Source organism: Pseudomonas sp. B14-6, assembly GCF_013260315.1.
Lineage (GTDB): Bacteria > Pseudomonadota > Gammaproteobacteria > Pseudomonadales > Pseudomonadaceae > Aquipseudomonas > Aquipseudomonas mandelii.
The window spans coordinates 4,970,506-4,985,731 of record NZ_CP053929.1; the positions used below are offsets into that span (position 1 = coordinate 4,970,506).

Annotated in this window: 13 protein-coding genes; 3 read left to right on the forward strand and 10 right to left on the reverse strand. The window is 60.0% G+C overall.

The genetic code is table 11. From position 1 onward, the window contains the following. Nucleotides 1-116: 116 nt before the first annotated feature. From HP062_RS22775 to HP062_RS22785, 3 genes are all read left to right on the forward strand, one after another. Nucleotides 117-392 carry a polyhydroxyalkanoic acid system family protein gene (locus HP062_RS22775; RefSeq protein WP_010464468.1) on the forward strand — a complete coding sequence of 92 codons (276 nt, stop codon included), beginning with the start codon at nt 117-119 and terminating at the stop codon, nt 390-392. A 243-nt stretch (nt 393-635) separates the two neighbouring features. After that, entirely contained in the window at nt 636-1,058 is a 423-nt protein-coding gene (locus HP062_RS22780) for a phasin family protein (protein WP_010464467.1), read from the forward strand. A gap of 10 nt (nt 1,059-1,068) precedes the next feature. Continuing rightward, nucleotides 1,069-1,950, forward strand: coding sequence for a phasin family protein (locus tag HP062_RS22785; protein ID WP_010464464.1), 882 nt, complete (start codon nt 1,069-1,071; stop codon nt 1,948-1,950). Nucleotides 1,951-2,151: 201 nt separating this feature from the next. On the opposite strand, the gene HP062_RS22790 is transcribed toward HP062_RS22785, so the two are convergent. The 10 genes from HP062_RS22790 to HP062_RS22835 form a co-directional block, all read right to left on the reverse strand. Then, a complete protein-coding gene (locus tag HP062_RS22790; protein WP_010464462.1) occupies nt 2,152-2,772 on the reverse strand; it encodes a TetR/AcrR family transcriptional regulator in 621 nt (206 codons plus the stop codon). Nucleotides 2,773-2,831: 59 nt separating this feature from the next. Then, complete coding sequence (phaC, locus tag HP062_RS22795) at nt 2,832-4,514, reverse strand: class II poly(R)-hydroxyalkanoic acid synthase (protein WP_010464460.1); 1,683 nt, start codon at nt 4,512-4,514, stop codon at nt 2,832-2,834. Between the two features lie 115 nt (nt 4,515-4,629). Next, on the reverse strand, nt 4,630-5,484 hold the full coding sequence (phaZ, locus tag HP062_RS22800) for a poly(3-hydroxyalkanoate) depolymerase (protein ID WP_010464458.1): 855 nt from the start codon (nt 5,482-5,484) through the stop codon (nt 4,630-4,632). Between the two features lie 151 nt (nt 5,485-5,635). Then, on the reverse strand, nt 5,636-7,315 hold the full coding sequence (gene phaC / locus HP062_RS22805; protein ID WP_010464456.1) for a class II poly(R)-hydroxyalkanoic acid synthase: 1,680 nt from the start codon (nt 7,313-7,315) through the stop codon (nt 5,636-5,638). Between the two features lie 256 nt (nt 7,316-7,571). Next, nucleotides 7,572-7,943: a gamma-butyrobetaine hydroxylase-like domain-containing protein gene (locus HP062_RS22810; protein WP_172792060.1), complete on the reverse strand. Its 372-nt coding sequence runs from the start codon at nt 7,941-7,943 to the stop codon at nt 7,572-7,574. A 79-nt stretch (nt 7,944-8,022) separates the two neighbouring features. Further along, on the reverse strand, nt 8,023-9,360 hold the full coding sequence (gene hslU, locus HP062_RS22815) for an ATP-dependent protease ATPase subunit HslU (RefSeq protein WP_010464452.1): 1,338 nt from the start codon (nt 9,358-9,360) through the stop codon (nt 8,023-8,025). Nucleotides 9,361-9,415: 55 nt separating this feature from the next. Then, nucleotides 9,416-9,946: an ATP-dependent protease subunit HslV gene (gene hslV / locus HP062_RS22820; RefSeq protein WP_007899242.1), complete on the reverse strand. Its 531-nt coding sequence runs from the start codon at nt 9,944-9,946 to the stop codon at nt 9,416-9,418. Nucleotides 9,947-10,178: 232 nt separating this feature from the next. After that, the gene (locus tag HP062_RS22825) at nt 10,179-10,886 is read right to left on the reverse strand and encodes an SPOR domain-containing protein (RefSeq protein WP_010464446.1); all 708 of its coding nucleotides are present in this window, start codon (nt 10,884-10,886) and stop codon (nt 10,179-10,181) included. A 1-nt stretch (nt 10,887) separates the two neighbouring features. Then, complete coding sequence (gene argS / locus HP062_RS22830; RefSeq protein ID WP_010464443.1) at nt 10,888-12,624, reverse strand: arginine--tRNA ligase; 1,737 nt, start codon at nt 12,622-12,624, stop codon at nt 10,888-10,890. A gap of 236 nt (nt 12,625-12,860) precedes the next feature. Further along, nucleotides 12,861-15,080, reverse strand: a complete 2,220-nt coding sequence (locus HP062_RS22835; protein ID WP_010464441.1) for a primosomal protein N' — start codon at nt 15,078-15,080, stop codon at nt 12,861-12,863. Nucleotides 15,081-15,226: the final 146 nt, after the last annotated feature.

Here is a 15,226-nt window from a genome sequence, read left to right on the forward strand (position 1 = left end):
CGGTGGCCTGCTTTGTCTTGGCAAGGCTGAAGGTAAGATAGGCAACCACCGGGACGTTTTGCCGCAGCAGCGGTCAAGATGCTTCAGGAAAGTATCCATAAAGCAGGAGTCATTCGATGGCCCGTATTAGTGTTGAGCGTGCCCACGGCCTGGGCAAGGAAGCAGCCCGCGAGAAGGCTGATCTGTTGGCGCAGAAGCTGTCCGATCAATATGGCCTGGAGCCGCAATGGTCCGGCGACACCCTGAACCTCAAACGTTCCGGTGTGAAAGGCGCGGTACATGTCAGCGAAGATTCGATCCGCGTCGATGTGGAGTTGGGCCTGATGATGTCGGCCATGAGCGGCATGATCAAATCGGAAATCGAAAAAGCCCTTGATAAGGCCTTGGTCTGATTCCGGATTGAAATCCCTTCATCTGTAGGAGTGAGCCTGCTCGCGATAGCGGTCTGTCAGTCGACATTGATTTCGACTGACAGACCGCTATCGCGAGCAGGCTCACTCCTGCATTTGTTTTGTGTGAAGCCAAAGTTTTATGTCAGTTGTTAGGGTGCCGTTTCTAATTTTTCTCCCTACTTTGTGCCTGAGCCCGACACTTTCGCGGGCAGTTCCTCAAACCTTCTGCGCGTGAGGTGCACCATGGCCAAAGTTATTTTGAAGAAAAAAATCGACGCTTCGACTACTGCTCTGGGCGACGTCAAATCCTATGCCCGCAAGATCTGGCTGGCAGGCCTGGGGGCCTACACCAAGGTCGGCCAAGAGGGCAGCGAGTACTTTCAAGAGTTGATCAAGGCTGGTCAAACTGTTGAAACCAAAGGTAAAAAAGTAGTTGCCGAGAAACTTGAAGCGGCTAACACAGAGATTGAAGAAGCCAAGAGTGAAGTGAGCACTTTCAAAGGCAAGGTCGAAGTTCAACTCGACAAGGTCGAGAAGGCTTTTGACTCGCGTGTCGCAAGTGCCTTGAATCGTATCGGCATTCCGTCTAAACATGACGTTGAGACACTCTCTGCTAAGCTCGATGAGCTGACGGCATTGCTCGAACGCGTCGCGCGTAAATCTTAAGGAGAACGGGATGGCTGGTAAAAAGAACACCGAAAAAGAAGGCAGCTCGTGGATCGGGAAAGTCGAAGACTACTCCCGCAAAATCTGGCTTGCTGGTTTAGGCGTGTACTCGAAGATCGACACTGACGGCAGCAAGCTCTTCGATACATTGGTTAAAGACGGCGAGAAAGCCGAGAAGCTCACCAAGAGCGCTGTCGGCAAGAAAGTCGATGCCGCCAAGGACTCCGCTTCGTCGGCCAAGTCGCGCATCAGCGGCGTGAAAGATCGGGCACTGGGCAAGTGGGATGAGCTGGAAGGGGCTTTTGACAAGCGCCTGAACAGCGCCATTTCGCGCCTGGGTGTACCGAGCCGCAATGAAGTGAAAGCGCTGCACAGCAAGGTCGATACCCTGACCAAGCAGATCGAGAAACTCACCGGCGCCAAGGTTGCACCTGTTGCGGCGAAAACCGCAGCGGCCAAACCTGCTGCTAAACCAGCCGCCAAAAGCGCTGCCAAGCCACTGGTAAAAGCGGCTGCCAAACCGGTCGCCAAAGCCGCGTCGAAAGTCGCATCCGCCGCCAAGTCCGCTACCAAAACTGCCGCCGCCAAACCTGCAGCAGCCAAGACAGCGGTCAAATCGGTTGCTGCCAAAGCCGCCGCCAAACCAGCAGCAAAACCGGCTGCCAAAACTGCAGCGGCCAAACCGGCAGCCAAGCCAGCGGCAAAACCTGCCGCAGCGAAGAAGCCAGCAGTGAAGAAACCGGCCACGCCTAAGGCTGCCGCGCCAAAACCAGCAGTGGCTGCCGCCAAACCGGCGACCCCGGTCAGCACGTCGAACTCCGCTGCTGCACCGACCCCTGCTGTAACCCCGACTGTCGCGCCAGCTCCATCGACGCCAACCAGTCAGTCCTGATTTTTCAGGGCTCAAGAAAACGCCCGGCCTGCAAAGGTCGGGCGTTTTTGTTTGTGCACGATTTCATATACACCGCAGAACCCTTGTGGGAGTGAGCCTGCTCGCGATTGCGGTGTGTCATTCAACATTGATATTGACTGACCCGGCGACATCGCGAGCAGGCTCACTCCCACAGTGAAATGTGTTTATCCGGTGAAAGGGTTACTCGTGTTCTTCGAGGTATTGCAGGGCCAGGTGCTCGGTCGCCACTTTGATCGGCGGCAGCAAATGCGGCGCCACCAGCATCATGATCTGATACACCACCAACCTGACTTCACCCTCGCGATCAAGAATCCGCTGATAGTCCAGTGAGAACAGCAGCGTCATGGTGATCTGCTCCACCAACTGCCCCAGCGCTTGAGTGTCACTGACCAACTGCCCTTGCGCCTTCAATCGCGCCAGCAACGAAGCCAGCGTGCGCTTCAGTGCATTGAGCAGATTGCGGATGCCCTTGGCCAGTTTCGGCAGGCGCCCGGCCAGGTTTGACAGGTCCTGGAACAGAAACCGGTAATGGGCCAGCCGCTCGACGATCAAGTGCAGGAACAGCCAGTAATCCTCCGGTGCCAGCTCCACGTCGGCCGGAGGATCAAGCAGTGGCGCAAGCTCGGCCTGGAAACGCTCGAACAAGCCGAGAATCAACGGTTCCTTGCCGTGGAAGTGGTAGTAGAGGTTGCCCGGGCTAATGCCCATTTCGTTGGCAACTTCCATGGTGGAAACGTTCGGTTCACCCTTCTGATTGAACAATTGCAGGGCACATTCGAGGATCCGGTCGCGGGTTTTCATCCAGTCTTCTTAATGGTCGGGTCATGCCACGGCAGGCGTGTGCCGTGGTTCGTTGTCAGTCAGCGCACACGCACGTAAGTACCGGGTGCCGCCTCCATCGGTGGATAGTTCTGGTTGCCGAGGGCCATGTGGGTTTCTTTTTGCGCGCCCGAGCGTTCCTGAATCCAGCTCAGCCATTGGGTCCACCAACTGCCGTCGACTTGCTTGGCGTCGTAATACCACGCTCGTGGGTCGCTACTTAGTTTCGCGCTCTCGACGAAGTTGGCCTTCGGGTTGCTCGGCGGGTTGAGGATGCTCTGCACATGACCGCTGTTGGACAGGACGAAACGTCGCTCGCCACCCAGCAGCAGCGTCGAGCGATACACCGCGTCCCACGGCGTGATGTGGTCGTTGATGCCGGCCACGCTGAAGCTGTCGACCGTGACTTTCTGCAAGTCGATCGGCGTGCCGCACACTTCAAGGCCGCCCGGATGACTCAGTGGGTTGTGCTTGAAGAAGTCCAGCAGGTCGCCATGCAAGGCTGCCGGCAACCGGGTGTTGTCGTTGTTCCAGTAGAGGATGTCGAACGCTGGAGGCTCCTTGCCCAACAGGTAGTTATTGACGAAGTAACTCCAGATCAAATCGTTGGGACGCATCCAGGCAAAGACCTTGGCCATGTCGCGCCCGTCCAGCACACCTTTCTGATAGGAGCGACGCTTCGCCGCTTCGAGGGTCTGTTCGTCAGCGAAAAGCGTCGCCGGAGAGTCCATCTGACTGTCGAGCAGGCTCACCAGATACGTCGCGCTGGATACCCGCCGCAGTTGTCGCTTGGCCTGCAAGTGGCCTTGCAGCGCGGCGATGGTCAGCCCACCGGCGCAAGCGCCCATCAAGTTCACTTCGCGAGCGCCGGTGATTGCCCGGCAAACGTTCATCGCTTCTTCAACCGCTTCGACGTAGGTCGACAGACCCCATTCGCGATGGCGCACATCCGGATTGCGCCAGCTGATCATGAAGGTCTGCAGGCCGTTTTTCAGGGCGAACTGGACGAAGCTGTTATGCGGGCTCAGGTCGAAAATGTAGTACTTGTTGATCTGCGGCGGCACCACCAGCAGCGGTTTGGAATACTGCTTTTCGCTCATCGGCTTGTACTGGATCAGCTCCAGCAGCTCGTTGCGAAACACCACGGAACCCGTGGTGGTGGCGACCGTTTTACCGACCTCGAACGCTTGCTTGGTGACTTGTCTGGGCAGGCCGTCGTTGTGCAGGAAATCGTCGACCAGATGGCTGATGCCACGCACCAGGCTGTTACCGCCGGAATTGAAGATTTCCTTGATCGCCAGCGGATTGAGCAGGGTGTTGGACGGCGCCACGGCGTCATTGAGCAAGGCGAACGCAAAGTGGGCGCGAGCGCGATCGTCCGGGGTCATGTTGCTTTCGTCGATCCAGCTTTTAACTTCTTTCTGCCAGCTCAGGTAGGCCTGCAAGCTGCGGCGATAAAACGGGTTGAGGCTCCACGCCGGGTCGGCAAAACGACTGTCCTGCGGGTTGGTCGGGTGCAGGGTTTCCCCCAGCATGACGCGACCCAGTTGGCCGCCCAGTTTCAAGGCATGTCGAACGCTGTGCACCGGGTTACGCAAGCCATGGGCGGCAACGCTGCGCAGGGTCGAAAACAGATCCCGGCCACGCAGGCCGGTGATCGCACTCTGCGCGTTGATGAACGCGGCGGGAGTGGGCAAAAAGTCCCTCGCTGGTTTGTCGCGCATGTGTCAACACTCCTTCGTCTTTCAGGCCAAATACAAACACATCGAACCAGAACACCATAGACGCTGTTATGGGTTGTTGCGCGGTGCGGCGTCCTGCCGACCGACAATGGGCCGGTTAACCGCCCAATGGCGCGGGATGCGGATGCATCACGGCGCGCTGACGTTCCTCCTCGAGGAATTTCATGATGATCGGTGCCACCGCTTCGGCGCGGGTAATCAGGAACAGATGCCCGTCATCGATGATGTGCAACTGCGCATTGGGGATCCGCCAGGCCAGCATGCGCATGTTGATCAGCGGGATCAGTGGATCGTCGTCGCCGGCCAGTACCAGCGTCGGCTGGTTGATCTTGTGCAGCCAGTGAATACTGGTCCAGCCAAGCCCGGCGAACAGCTGCCAGTAGTAACCGAGCTTGCCCGCCGAACGGACCTTCGCCGCATGGCTGGCGGCCAGGGTCGGATCGCGACGGAAAGAGCCGCCGTAGATCATCGGCGCAATGCGGATCACGTGAGACGGCTGGATGTAGCGCCGCGGGCTGGCCATCATCCACAGCACTTTCGGTTTGCCCGGCACCATCACCGCGCCGGCCGCCGTGGCCGCCAGCACGAGTTTTTTGCAGCGCTCAGGATAGTCGTAGGCGAACTGCTGAGCGAGTGCGCCTCCCCAGGACACGCCGATGACGTTGACTTGCCCATAGTCGAGATAGTCGAGCATCCGCGCCGTGAGTTTCGCCAGGCCCGGAAAACGGTACGGCCGATTCGGCGTCGACGAACCGCCGACACCGGGAACGTCGAAGGCGATGACTTCCAGGTCCGGGTCCAGCGCTGCGACGAACGGAAACACCAGCTCCAGGTTGGCGCCGATGCCGTTGAAAATCAGCAAGGGCGTCAAGTGAGGCTTGCCGGGGCGTACCGCCGTGCGGAGGGTCTGGCCATCCAGGTCGACAGTACGGAATATGAACGGTTGCGGCATGCTTCAGGCCCTGTGGGTTAATTCATCCCCGGTCCCCCTGCAGGAGCGAAGCTTGCTCGCGAAGGCGTCAAGTCAGTCGACATCCATGTTGAATGAAAGACCGTTTTCGCGAGCAAGCTTCGCTCCTGCAGAGGGGCGCGGGGTGTGTCAGTTACCGCTCATGCACATAAGTGCCGGGTGCTGCTTCGCCTGCTGGATAGGCCTTGTTCCCCAGGCTCGCCGGGGACTTCTTCAGCTTGCCCGAACGCTCGGCCTGCCAGGCCTGCCAGTGCAGCCACCAGGAGTCAGTGTGCTTGGTGGAGTTCTCTTGCCAGTCTTCGGCTTTGACCGGCATTTCGGTGCTGGTCATGTAGCGCGATTTCGGATTGCCCGGCGGGTTCAGAATGCTCTGGATATGCCCGCTGCTGGACAGCACGAACTCGACCTTGCCGCCAAACAACTGCGCCGACTTGTAGCAGGACTTCCACGGCGTGATGTGGTCGTTGGTGCCGGCCAGGGAAAAGATGTCGGCCGTGACCTGCTTCAGGTCGATCGGCGTGCCGCACACTTCCAGTGCATCAGGACGGATCAGCGGGTTGTTTTTGAACATTTCGATCAGGTCGCCGTGGAATGCGGCGGGTAACCGGGTGGTGTCGTTGTTCCAGAACAGGATGTCGAATACCGGCGGCTCGTTGCCCAGCAGGTAGTTGTTGACCCAGTAGTTCCAGATCAGATCGTTGGGGCGCATCCAGGCGAAGACTTTCGCCATGTCGCGGCCTTCCAGCACACCGGCCTGATAGGAATGGCGCTTGGCGGCTTCGAGGGTCTGCTCGTCGACGAACAAGGCCACGTCGCTGTCCAGGGTCGTATCCAGCACGCTGACCAGCAGGGTGAGGGCGTTGACCTTCTTCTCGCCGATTGCGGCGTAGTGGCCCAGCAGCGCGGTGCAGGTGATGCCACCGGAGCAGGCGCCCAGCATGTTCACGTCTTTGCTGCCGGTGATCGCAGTAACCACGTCGACCGCTTCCTTGAGCGCTTCGATGTAGGTCGACAGACCCCACTCGCGCTGCTCCTTGGTCGGGTTGCGCCAGCTGACGATGAACGTCTGCACGTTGTTGCGCAGGCAGAAGCGCGCCAGGCTCTTGTCCGGGCTCAGGTCGAATACGTAGAACTTGTTGATCTGCGGCGGCACCACCAGCAGCGGACGCTCGTGCACCTGCTCGGTGATCGGGCGGTACTGGATCAATTCCAGCACGTCATTGCGGAACACCACCGCGCCTTCGGTCACGCCCAGGCTCTTGCCGACTTCGAACGCGCCCATGTTGACTTGGCTCGGCATGCCGCCGTTGTGTACCAGATCCTTGGCCAGGTGCGAGAGGCCGTCGAGCAGGCTTTTGCCGCCGGTCTCGAAGAAACGTTTGACCGCCGCCGGGTTGGCCGCACTGTTGGTCGGGGCCATGGCTTCGGTCATGAGGTTGATCACGAAATGCCCGCGACTGACGTCTTTGGGCGGCAGGTTGCTGTCGTCAATCCAGTCGTGGAGTTCCTTGCGCCACGCCAGGTAAGTTTGCAGATAACGTTTATAGAGCGGGTTCTGGCTCCAGGCCGGATCGGCGAAGCGACGGTCATCGCTGGTAGGTTGAAGTTCTGATTTGCCGAACAACACGTTCTTCAATTCAAGGCCGAAATGGGCGACATGCTTGGCACTGTGAATCGGTTGTTTGATGGCCTGCCTGAGCACCATTCGAGCAGAAGCCAGTAGATCCTTTCCACGCAGCCCAACGACAGGATTCAGCCCCAAGGTGTTTTCCGAGGCTTGATACTTCAAGTCATCGTTATTCTTGTTACTCATCTACGACGCTCCATTGTCCTGAGACGAGTACCTGGGCCCAGCTGTCATCACACAGCCAATGCCAGGTACTTCTGCTCGGGTGACCGTTAATTCTGCATCGCTGCTTTTTACGGCAGAGAGCACTGCAGGGAACTTGCCAGCTCCATTGGTTACCCGAGTTTAATTTTTTTCGCAAGCGGGCCAATCATTGACCCAGGAGCGGAGCATTCAAACAGATGGAATTAGAAAATGCCCTCTAAAGAGCAAGAGGGCTGACCTAGAGCATCAGCTTGACGATGGATTCGTTCGGATCGCGGGTTTTTCCGGCGGCTTTGAGTTCGGCAAGATAATCGTTCCAGAGATCCTCTTGGCGCACGCCCAACTGGTACAGATATTCCCAGGTGAACAGGCCGCTGTCGTGCCCGTCGTCGAAGGTCAATTTCAGTGCGTACTGACCGGCCGGTTCTACCTTGGTCAGGCCTACGCCGATCTTGCCAAATTGCAGGATAGGTTTGCCGTGGCCCTGGACCTCGGCGGAAGGAGAGTGCACGCGAAGGAGCTCGGCGGGCAGGTGATATTCCTCGCCGGACGCGTATTTCAGCGACAGGGTTTTCGAGGCTTTGTGCAGTTTGATGTCGGTGGGAAGCATAGGAAGAGCCTCGGGCGGAAAGCTACAAGCTGCAAGCTTAACTCGATAAGCTTGACGCTTGTAGCTTGCAACTTGAGGCTTACAGAATGTAGCGGGACAGGTCTTCGTTCTGTGCCAATTCGCCGAGGTGACTGTTGACGTAATCGGCGTCGATCAGGATCGCCTTGTCGTCATGGGCGCTGGCCAGGTCGCCGGCGCTGAACGACACTTCTTCGAGCAAGCGTTCGAGCAAGGTGTGCAGGCGACGGGCACCGATGTTCTCGGTCTTCTCGTTGACCTGCCAGGCGATCTCGGCAATACGCTTGATGCCGTCCGGCTGGAACTCGATGACCAGGCCTTCGGTTTTCAGCAGGGCGCAATACTGCTCGGTGAGCGACGCATGCGGCTCGCTGAGGATGCGCTCGAAATCTTCCGGCGTCAGCGCCTTCAGCTCGACACGAATCGGCAGGCGACCTTGCAGCTCCGGCACCAGGTCACTTGGCTTGCTCAGGTGGAACGCACCGGAAGCGATGAACAGGATGTGGTCGGTCTTGACCATGCCCAGCTTGGTGTTGACGGTGCAGCCTTCGATCAGTGGCAGCAAGTCACGCTGCACGCCTTCACGGGATACGTCGACGCCGCCGGAGTTACCGCGCTTGGCGACCTTGTCGATTTCATCGATGAACACGATGCCGTGCTGCTCGACCGCTTCCAGCGCCTTGGCCTTCAACTCTTCATCGTTGACCAGGCGGCTGGCTTCCTCGTCACGCACCAGTTTCAGCGCTTCCTTGACCTTGATCTTGCGGTTTTTCTTTTTGCCCTTGCCCATGTTGGCGAACAGGCTCTGCAACTGGTTGGTCATTTCTTCCATGCCCGGTGGCGCGGAGATGTCGACGCCGGCCATTTCGGCGACTTCGATTTCGATCTCCTTGTCATCCAGCTGACCTTCGCGCAGGCGCTTGCGAAACAGCTGGCGGGTGTTGGAGTCGGCTGACGGGGCGTCGTCATTGTTAAAGCCCATGCGTGCCGGTGGCAGCAGGGCGTCGAGGATGCGTTCCTCGGCGGCGTCTTCGGCGCGGTGGCGAACCTTGGTCATTTCCTGTTCGCGCAGCAGCTTGATCGCCGCGTCGGCCAGGTCACGAATGATCGATTCGACATCGCGACCGACGTAGCCGACTTCGGTGAACTTGGTCGCTTCGACTTTGATGAACGGCGCGTTGGCGAGTTTGGCCAGGCGACGGGCGATCTCGGTTTTACCGACACCGGTCGGGCCGATCATCAGGATGTTCTTTGGCGTTACTTCAACGCGCAGCTCTTCGGGCAGCTGCATCCGGCGCCAGCGGTTACGCAGCGCGATGGCGACGGCGCGCTTGGCATCGTCCTGGCCGATGATGTGGCGATTGAGTTCGTGGACGATTTCACGGGGAGTCATGGACATAGTAATTGGCGGTCCTCAAGCAAAAGTGAGCCGTGGCACTAAGGCCGGAACAGGCTTACTCGGCGAGGTCCTGCTCCTCAATGGTGAAGGTGTGGTTGGTGAATACGCAAATGTCGCCGGCGATACCGAGTGCGGTTTCGACGATTTCCCGGGCCGACAGATCGGTTTTCTTCAGCAGCGCGCTGGCGGCGGCCTGGGCGTAACCGCCACCGGAACCCATGGCGATCAGGCCTTCTTCGGGTTCGACCACGTCGCCGTTGCCGGTGATGATCAGGGAGGCGTCTTTGTTCGCGACGGCGAGCATGGCTTCGAGGCGGCTGAGGGAGCGGTCAGTGCGCCATTCTTTGGCGAGTTCGACAGCGGCGCGAACCAGGTGGCCCTGATGTTTCTCAAGCTGGCCTTCAAAACGCTCGAAGAGGGTGAAGGCGTCAGCGGTGGCCCCGGCAAAACCGGCGATGACCTGGCCGTGGTACAGGCGACGAACTTTCTTCGCGTTGCCTTTCATCACGGTATTGCCGAGAGAAACCTGGCCGTCGCCGCCCATGACGACTTTGCCGTGGCGGCGAACTGAAACGATGGTGGTCAAGGGAGAGTCTCCACGCAGCGGGGCGAAAATGCCTTATGCCAACTCATATGGGGGTGGCGATGCGTTTTTCAACTGCGGGGCGGGAGAGGGGACGAGCGGTGTTGCGCGGGGAAGGGTGTGTTGGCTGTTCTGGCGCCTTCGCGGGCACGCCTCGCTCCTACAGGGAATCACGCAATCCTTGTAGGAGCGAGGCTTGCCCGCGAAGAACGATAACGCGGTGCCCCTGACGAAATCAGCGGTTCTGGCGTTGTTGTAACAGCAGGTTGCTGAAGCCGGCGCCGGACAGTTGTTTCTGCGCCGTGGTCAGCTGTTCGCGATTGCTGAACGGCCCGACCAGCACTCGATACCAGGTTTCATCTTTGACTGTGCCGGATTCAACCGCCACCGCCTGGCCCAGCAGGATGATCTGCGCCCGAACCTTGTCCGCGTCAGCTTCCTTGCGGAACGAACCGGCCTGGAGGAAGAACTTGGTCACCGGGGCCGCTTTGGACACCGGTGGCGCTGGCGGCGGCGTGATCCCGGCCAGTGCCGCCTGGGCTCGCGCAGTATCAATCTTCGCTGCTTGCTCTGGCGTGACCGGCGTGGTCGGAATTGCCGGCACTTGTGGCGTCGGCAGGGTTTTCTCCGGCACGGCATCCGGCGGCACGATCACTTCCGATTCCGGCAGCAGGGTGTAGAAGTCGTACTTTGGCTTCACCGGTTGCGTCGGGCTCGGCGGGGTCTTGTTGGCCTCGGCGATCTTGGTGGCTTTCTGCTGTTCGATCTTCTCGCGCTTGACGCTCTCGCTGCCCTTGCCCGGTTCCAGTTTCATCAGGAACACAATGAACGCGCCGACCGTCAGGCCGATGGCCATCCACAGCCAACCCGGGATCGGTTGCTTTGCAGGAGCTTGGTAACGGCTGGCGCCACGCTTGGGTGCAGGTTTTTTCTTGGCAGCCAACTTACATACGCTCCAGAGTTTCCAGACCCAAGAGTTCCAGGCCTTGCTTGAGAGTGCGGCCGGTCAGCGCGGCGAGGCGCAGACGGCTCTGCATTTGCGCCGGGGTGTCGGCGCTGAGGATCGGGCAGTTCTCGTAGAAGCTGGAGAACAGGCCGGCGACATCGTACAGGTAGGTGCACAGAATGTGTGGCGTGCCTTTTTCGCACACGTTGTTCAGCACTTCGCCAAATTGCGCGAGCTTGGCTGCCAACTCGTGTTCGTGTGCTGCTTCGAGGACGATCTGGCCTTCGACTTCACTGAAGTCCTTACCGAGTTTGCGGAATACACCGGCCACGCGGGTGTAGGCGTACAGCAGGTACGGAGCAGTGTTGCCTTCGAAGTTGAGCATCAGGTCGAAGTTGAAGCTGTAGTCGCTGGTACGGTGCTTGGACAGGTCAGCGTATTTCACGGCGCCAATGCCTACGACCCTGGCGATGTTGCGCAATTCGTTTTCGGCCAGCTCCGGGTTCTTGTCTTTCACCAGGGTGTAGGCGCGTTCCTGGGCTTCGGTCAGCAGGTCGATCAGCTTCACGGTGCCGCCATCACGGGTCTTGAACGGACGGCCATCGGCGCCGTTCATGGTGCCGAAGCCCATGTGTTCCATTTCCATCGGGTGCGTCACGAAGCCGGCCTTGCGGGCGACTGCGAACACTTGCTGGAAGTGCAGCGCCTGGCGCTGATCGACGAAGTACAGCGCGCGGTCAGCCTTGAGTTTGCCGCTGCGATAACGCACGGCTGCCAGGTCAGTGGTGGCGTAGAGGTAGCCGCCATCGGCCTTGACGATGATCACCGGCAGCGGGTCGCCGTCGGCGTTCTTGAATTCGTCGAGGAACACGCACTGGGCGCCATTGCTTTCGACCAGCATGCCGGCGGCCTTGAGGTCGTTGACCACGTTGATCAGGTCGTCGTTATAGGCGCTTTCGCCCATCACGTCGGCCATGGTCAGTTTGACGTTCAGCAGTTCGTAGATTTTCTGGCAGTGCGACAGCGAGATGTCCTTGAACTTGGTCCACAGGGCCAGGCAGTCCGGGTCGCCGGCTTGCAGCTTGACCACCAGGCCACGGGCGCGATCGGCGAACTCTTCGGATTCGTCGAAGCGTTGCTTGGCGGCGCGGTAGAAGTTTTCCAGGTCGGACAGTTCATCGCTGGTGATCGGGTTTTCTTGCAGATAAGCCATCAGCATGCCGAACTGGGTGCCCCAGTCGCCGACGTGGTTCTGACGGATGACGTCGTCGCCGAGGAACTCCAGAACGCGTGCCACGCCGTCGCCAATGATGGTCGAACGCAAGTGACCGACGTGCATCTCTTTGGCCAGGTTCGGGGCCGACAGGTCGACCACAGTGCGCTGCACCGGGCCAGCTTTGCGCACGCCGATGTGGTCGTCGGCGAGGGCGGCATCCAGGCGAGTGGCCAGGGCATCAGTGTTCTGGAAGAAATTCAGGAAGCCCGGGCCGGCGATTTCGGTCTTGGTGACGTTTTCATCAGCCGGCAGCGCAGCGATGATTTTCTCAGCCAGGTCACGCGGCTTCATGCCGGCCGGTTTGGCCAGCATCATCGCGATGTTGCTGGCGAAGTCGCCGTTCTTCTTGTCACGGGAGTTTTCCACCTGGATCGCCGGCGACAGGCCTTCAGGCAACACACCTTCGTTGACGAGTTGGGTGATGGCTTGTTGGATCAGCTGGCGAATGGTGTCTTTCATGGTGTTCTCTTTCGACCGCAAGCGCGGCGGCGCTTCGATGCGCTAGTGGAAAAACTGGGCATTATCCGTTGCGAAGACGGGCTTGCCAACTATAGCGGGCAGGTTATGGATATGTGGTGACAAATCGGGCCTCTTCGCGGGCCAGCCTCGCTCCTACAGTTTTTGTGTCGTTCACAGTATTGGCAAACGACTCTCCCCCTGTAGAGCGAGCCTTGCCCGCGAAGGCGATCGACCAATCAATACAAATCGACGGGATCCACATCCAGCGACCAACGCACCGCCCGCCCGCTCGGCATCTGCTCCAGCGCCAGCAACCAGCTACTCAGCAGCCGATGCAACGGCGCCCGGGCCGTGGCTTGCAACAACAACTGCGCACGATAACGCCCGGCCCGGCGCTCCATCGGAGCCGGCACCGGGCCGAGCAGCTCAATACCGGTCAGATTCTGCTCAGCCAGCAAGCGCTCGGCCTCGCTACACGCTTCATCGAGAAAACCTTCGGCCTGTCCCGGTTTGTGCGCTTCGGCCCGCAGCAACGCCAAATGCGCAAACGGCGGCAATCCTGCCGAGCGGCGTTCGCTCAAGGCCTGTTCGGCAAAGGCGAAATAGCCTTGTTCGGTCAATTGCACCAGCAGCGGATGATCGGCCAGGTGCGTCTGGATAATCACCTTGCCCGGCTCTTCTGCCCGCCCGGCCCGGCCTGCCACCTGAACGATCAACTGTGCCATGCGCTCGCTGGCGCGGAAGTCGCCAGAGAACAATCCACCGTCGGCATCGAGAATCGACACCAGCGTTACCCGTGGAAAGTGGTGCCCTTTGGCGAGCATTTGCGTGCCCACCAGAATGCACGGCTGGCCTTTCTGGATGGTGGCGAATAACTGATTCATCGCGTCCTTGCGCGACGTACTGTCGCGGTCGACCCGCAGTACCGGGACGTCCGGGAACAGAATCGCCAGGCGCTCTTCTGCGCGTTCGGTGCCGGCACCCACCGGCCGTAAATCGACCTTGCCGCACTTCGGGCAATGCCGCGGCACGCGTTCCACGTAGCCGCAATGGTGGCAGCGCAATTCGCCGGAGCGCTGGTGCACGGTCATCCGCGCATCGCAGCGCTGGCACTCGGACATCCAGCCGCAGTCATGGCACAGCAGCGTCGGCGCAAAGCCGCGACGATTGAGAAACACCAGGACTTGCTGGCCAGCCGCCAGCGTCTGGCCGATGGCTTGCTGCATCGGCCCGGAAATACCGCTATCCAGCGGACGGCTTTTTACATCGAGACGCAGGAATCGCGGTTGTTTGGCGCCGCCAGCACGCTCGTTCAGGCGTAGGAGCCCATACCGACCGGTGTAGGCGTTGTGCAGGCTTTCCAGTGAAGGCGTGGCGGAGCCGAGGACAATCGGGATGTTTTCCTGCCGCGCGCGCACCAAAGCCAGATCGCGGGCGTGATAGCGCAGGCCTTCCTGCTGTTTATAGGAGCCGTCGTGCTCTTCGTCGATGATGATCAGGCCGGGATTTTTCATCGGCGTGAACAGCGCCGAGCGGGTGCCGATAATGATGTCGGCGTCACCGTCCCGGGCCGCGAGCCAGGCCTCGAGGCGCTCCCGATCATTGACTGCCGAGTGAATCAGGGCGATGCGCGCATTGAAACGCTGCTCGAAGCGCGCCAGGGTTTGCGGGCCGAGGTTGATCTCCGGGATAAGGACCAGCGCCTGCTTGCCGGCTTCGAGGGTTTCGCGGATCAGCTGCAAATAGACTTCGGTCTTGCCGCTGCCGGTAACGCCGGCCAACAGGAACGCATGATAACTGTCGAACCCGGCGCGAATCGCTTCATACGCGGCACGCTGCTCTGGGTTGAGCGGCAATTCCGGTTGCGCCAGCCAATGTTCGTGGCGGGCGCCGGGAGCGTGCTTGCGGATTTCCACCTGCACCAGATCCTTGGCCAGCAACAGATCCAGGCTGTCCTTGCTCAGCATCAGTTTGCTCAACAACTGATGGGCCACGCCGTGAGGATGCTGGGCCAACGTGGCCAGGGCTTCGCGCTGGCGCGGGGCACGGGCGATACGCGGATCATCCAGGCTGGCACCGGGCGCGGCGGACCAGAAGCGTTCCTGGCGCGCCTCGGCCAATTCGCCTTGGCGCAGCAACACCGGAAGCGCCCAGCTCAAGGTGTCACCGAGGCTGTGCTGGTAATACTGCGAGGTCCACAGACACAGCTTGAACAGTGCTGGCGGTAGCGGCGGGGTGGCGTCGAGCAGGGCCAGCGCCGGTTTGAGCTTTTCCACCGGGACTTCGCTGGTGTCGGTGACCTCCACAAGAATCCCGATCATCTCCCGCCGGCCAAACGGCACCCGCAGGCGCATGCCCGGTTGCAACTGGGCGCGCAGGATCCCGGCCGGGGCACGGTAATCGAACAGGCGGCGCAGCGGCGAAGGCAGGGCGAGGCGCAAAATGGCGTCGGGCACGCGGGGATCTCGATAAACGGGCAGTAAAAGAAGTCGGACGCATACTAATTGTGGGAGTGGGCTTGCTCGCGTATGCGTTGGGTCAGACACCTCATCGCTGGCTGGCAGGCCGTATTCGCGAGCAAGCCCGCTCCCACAAGGGGCAC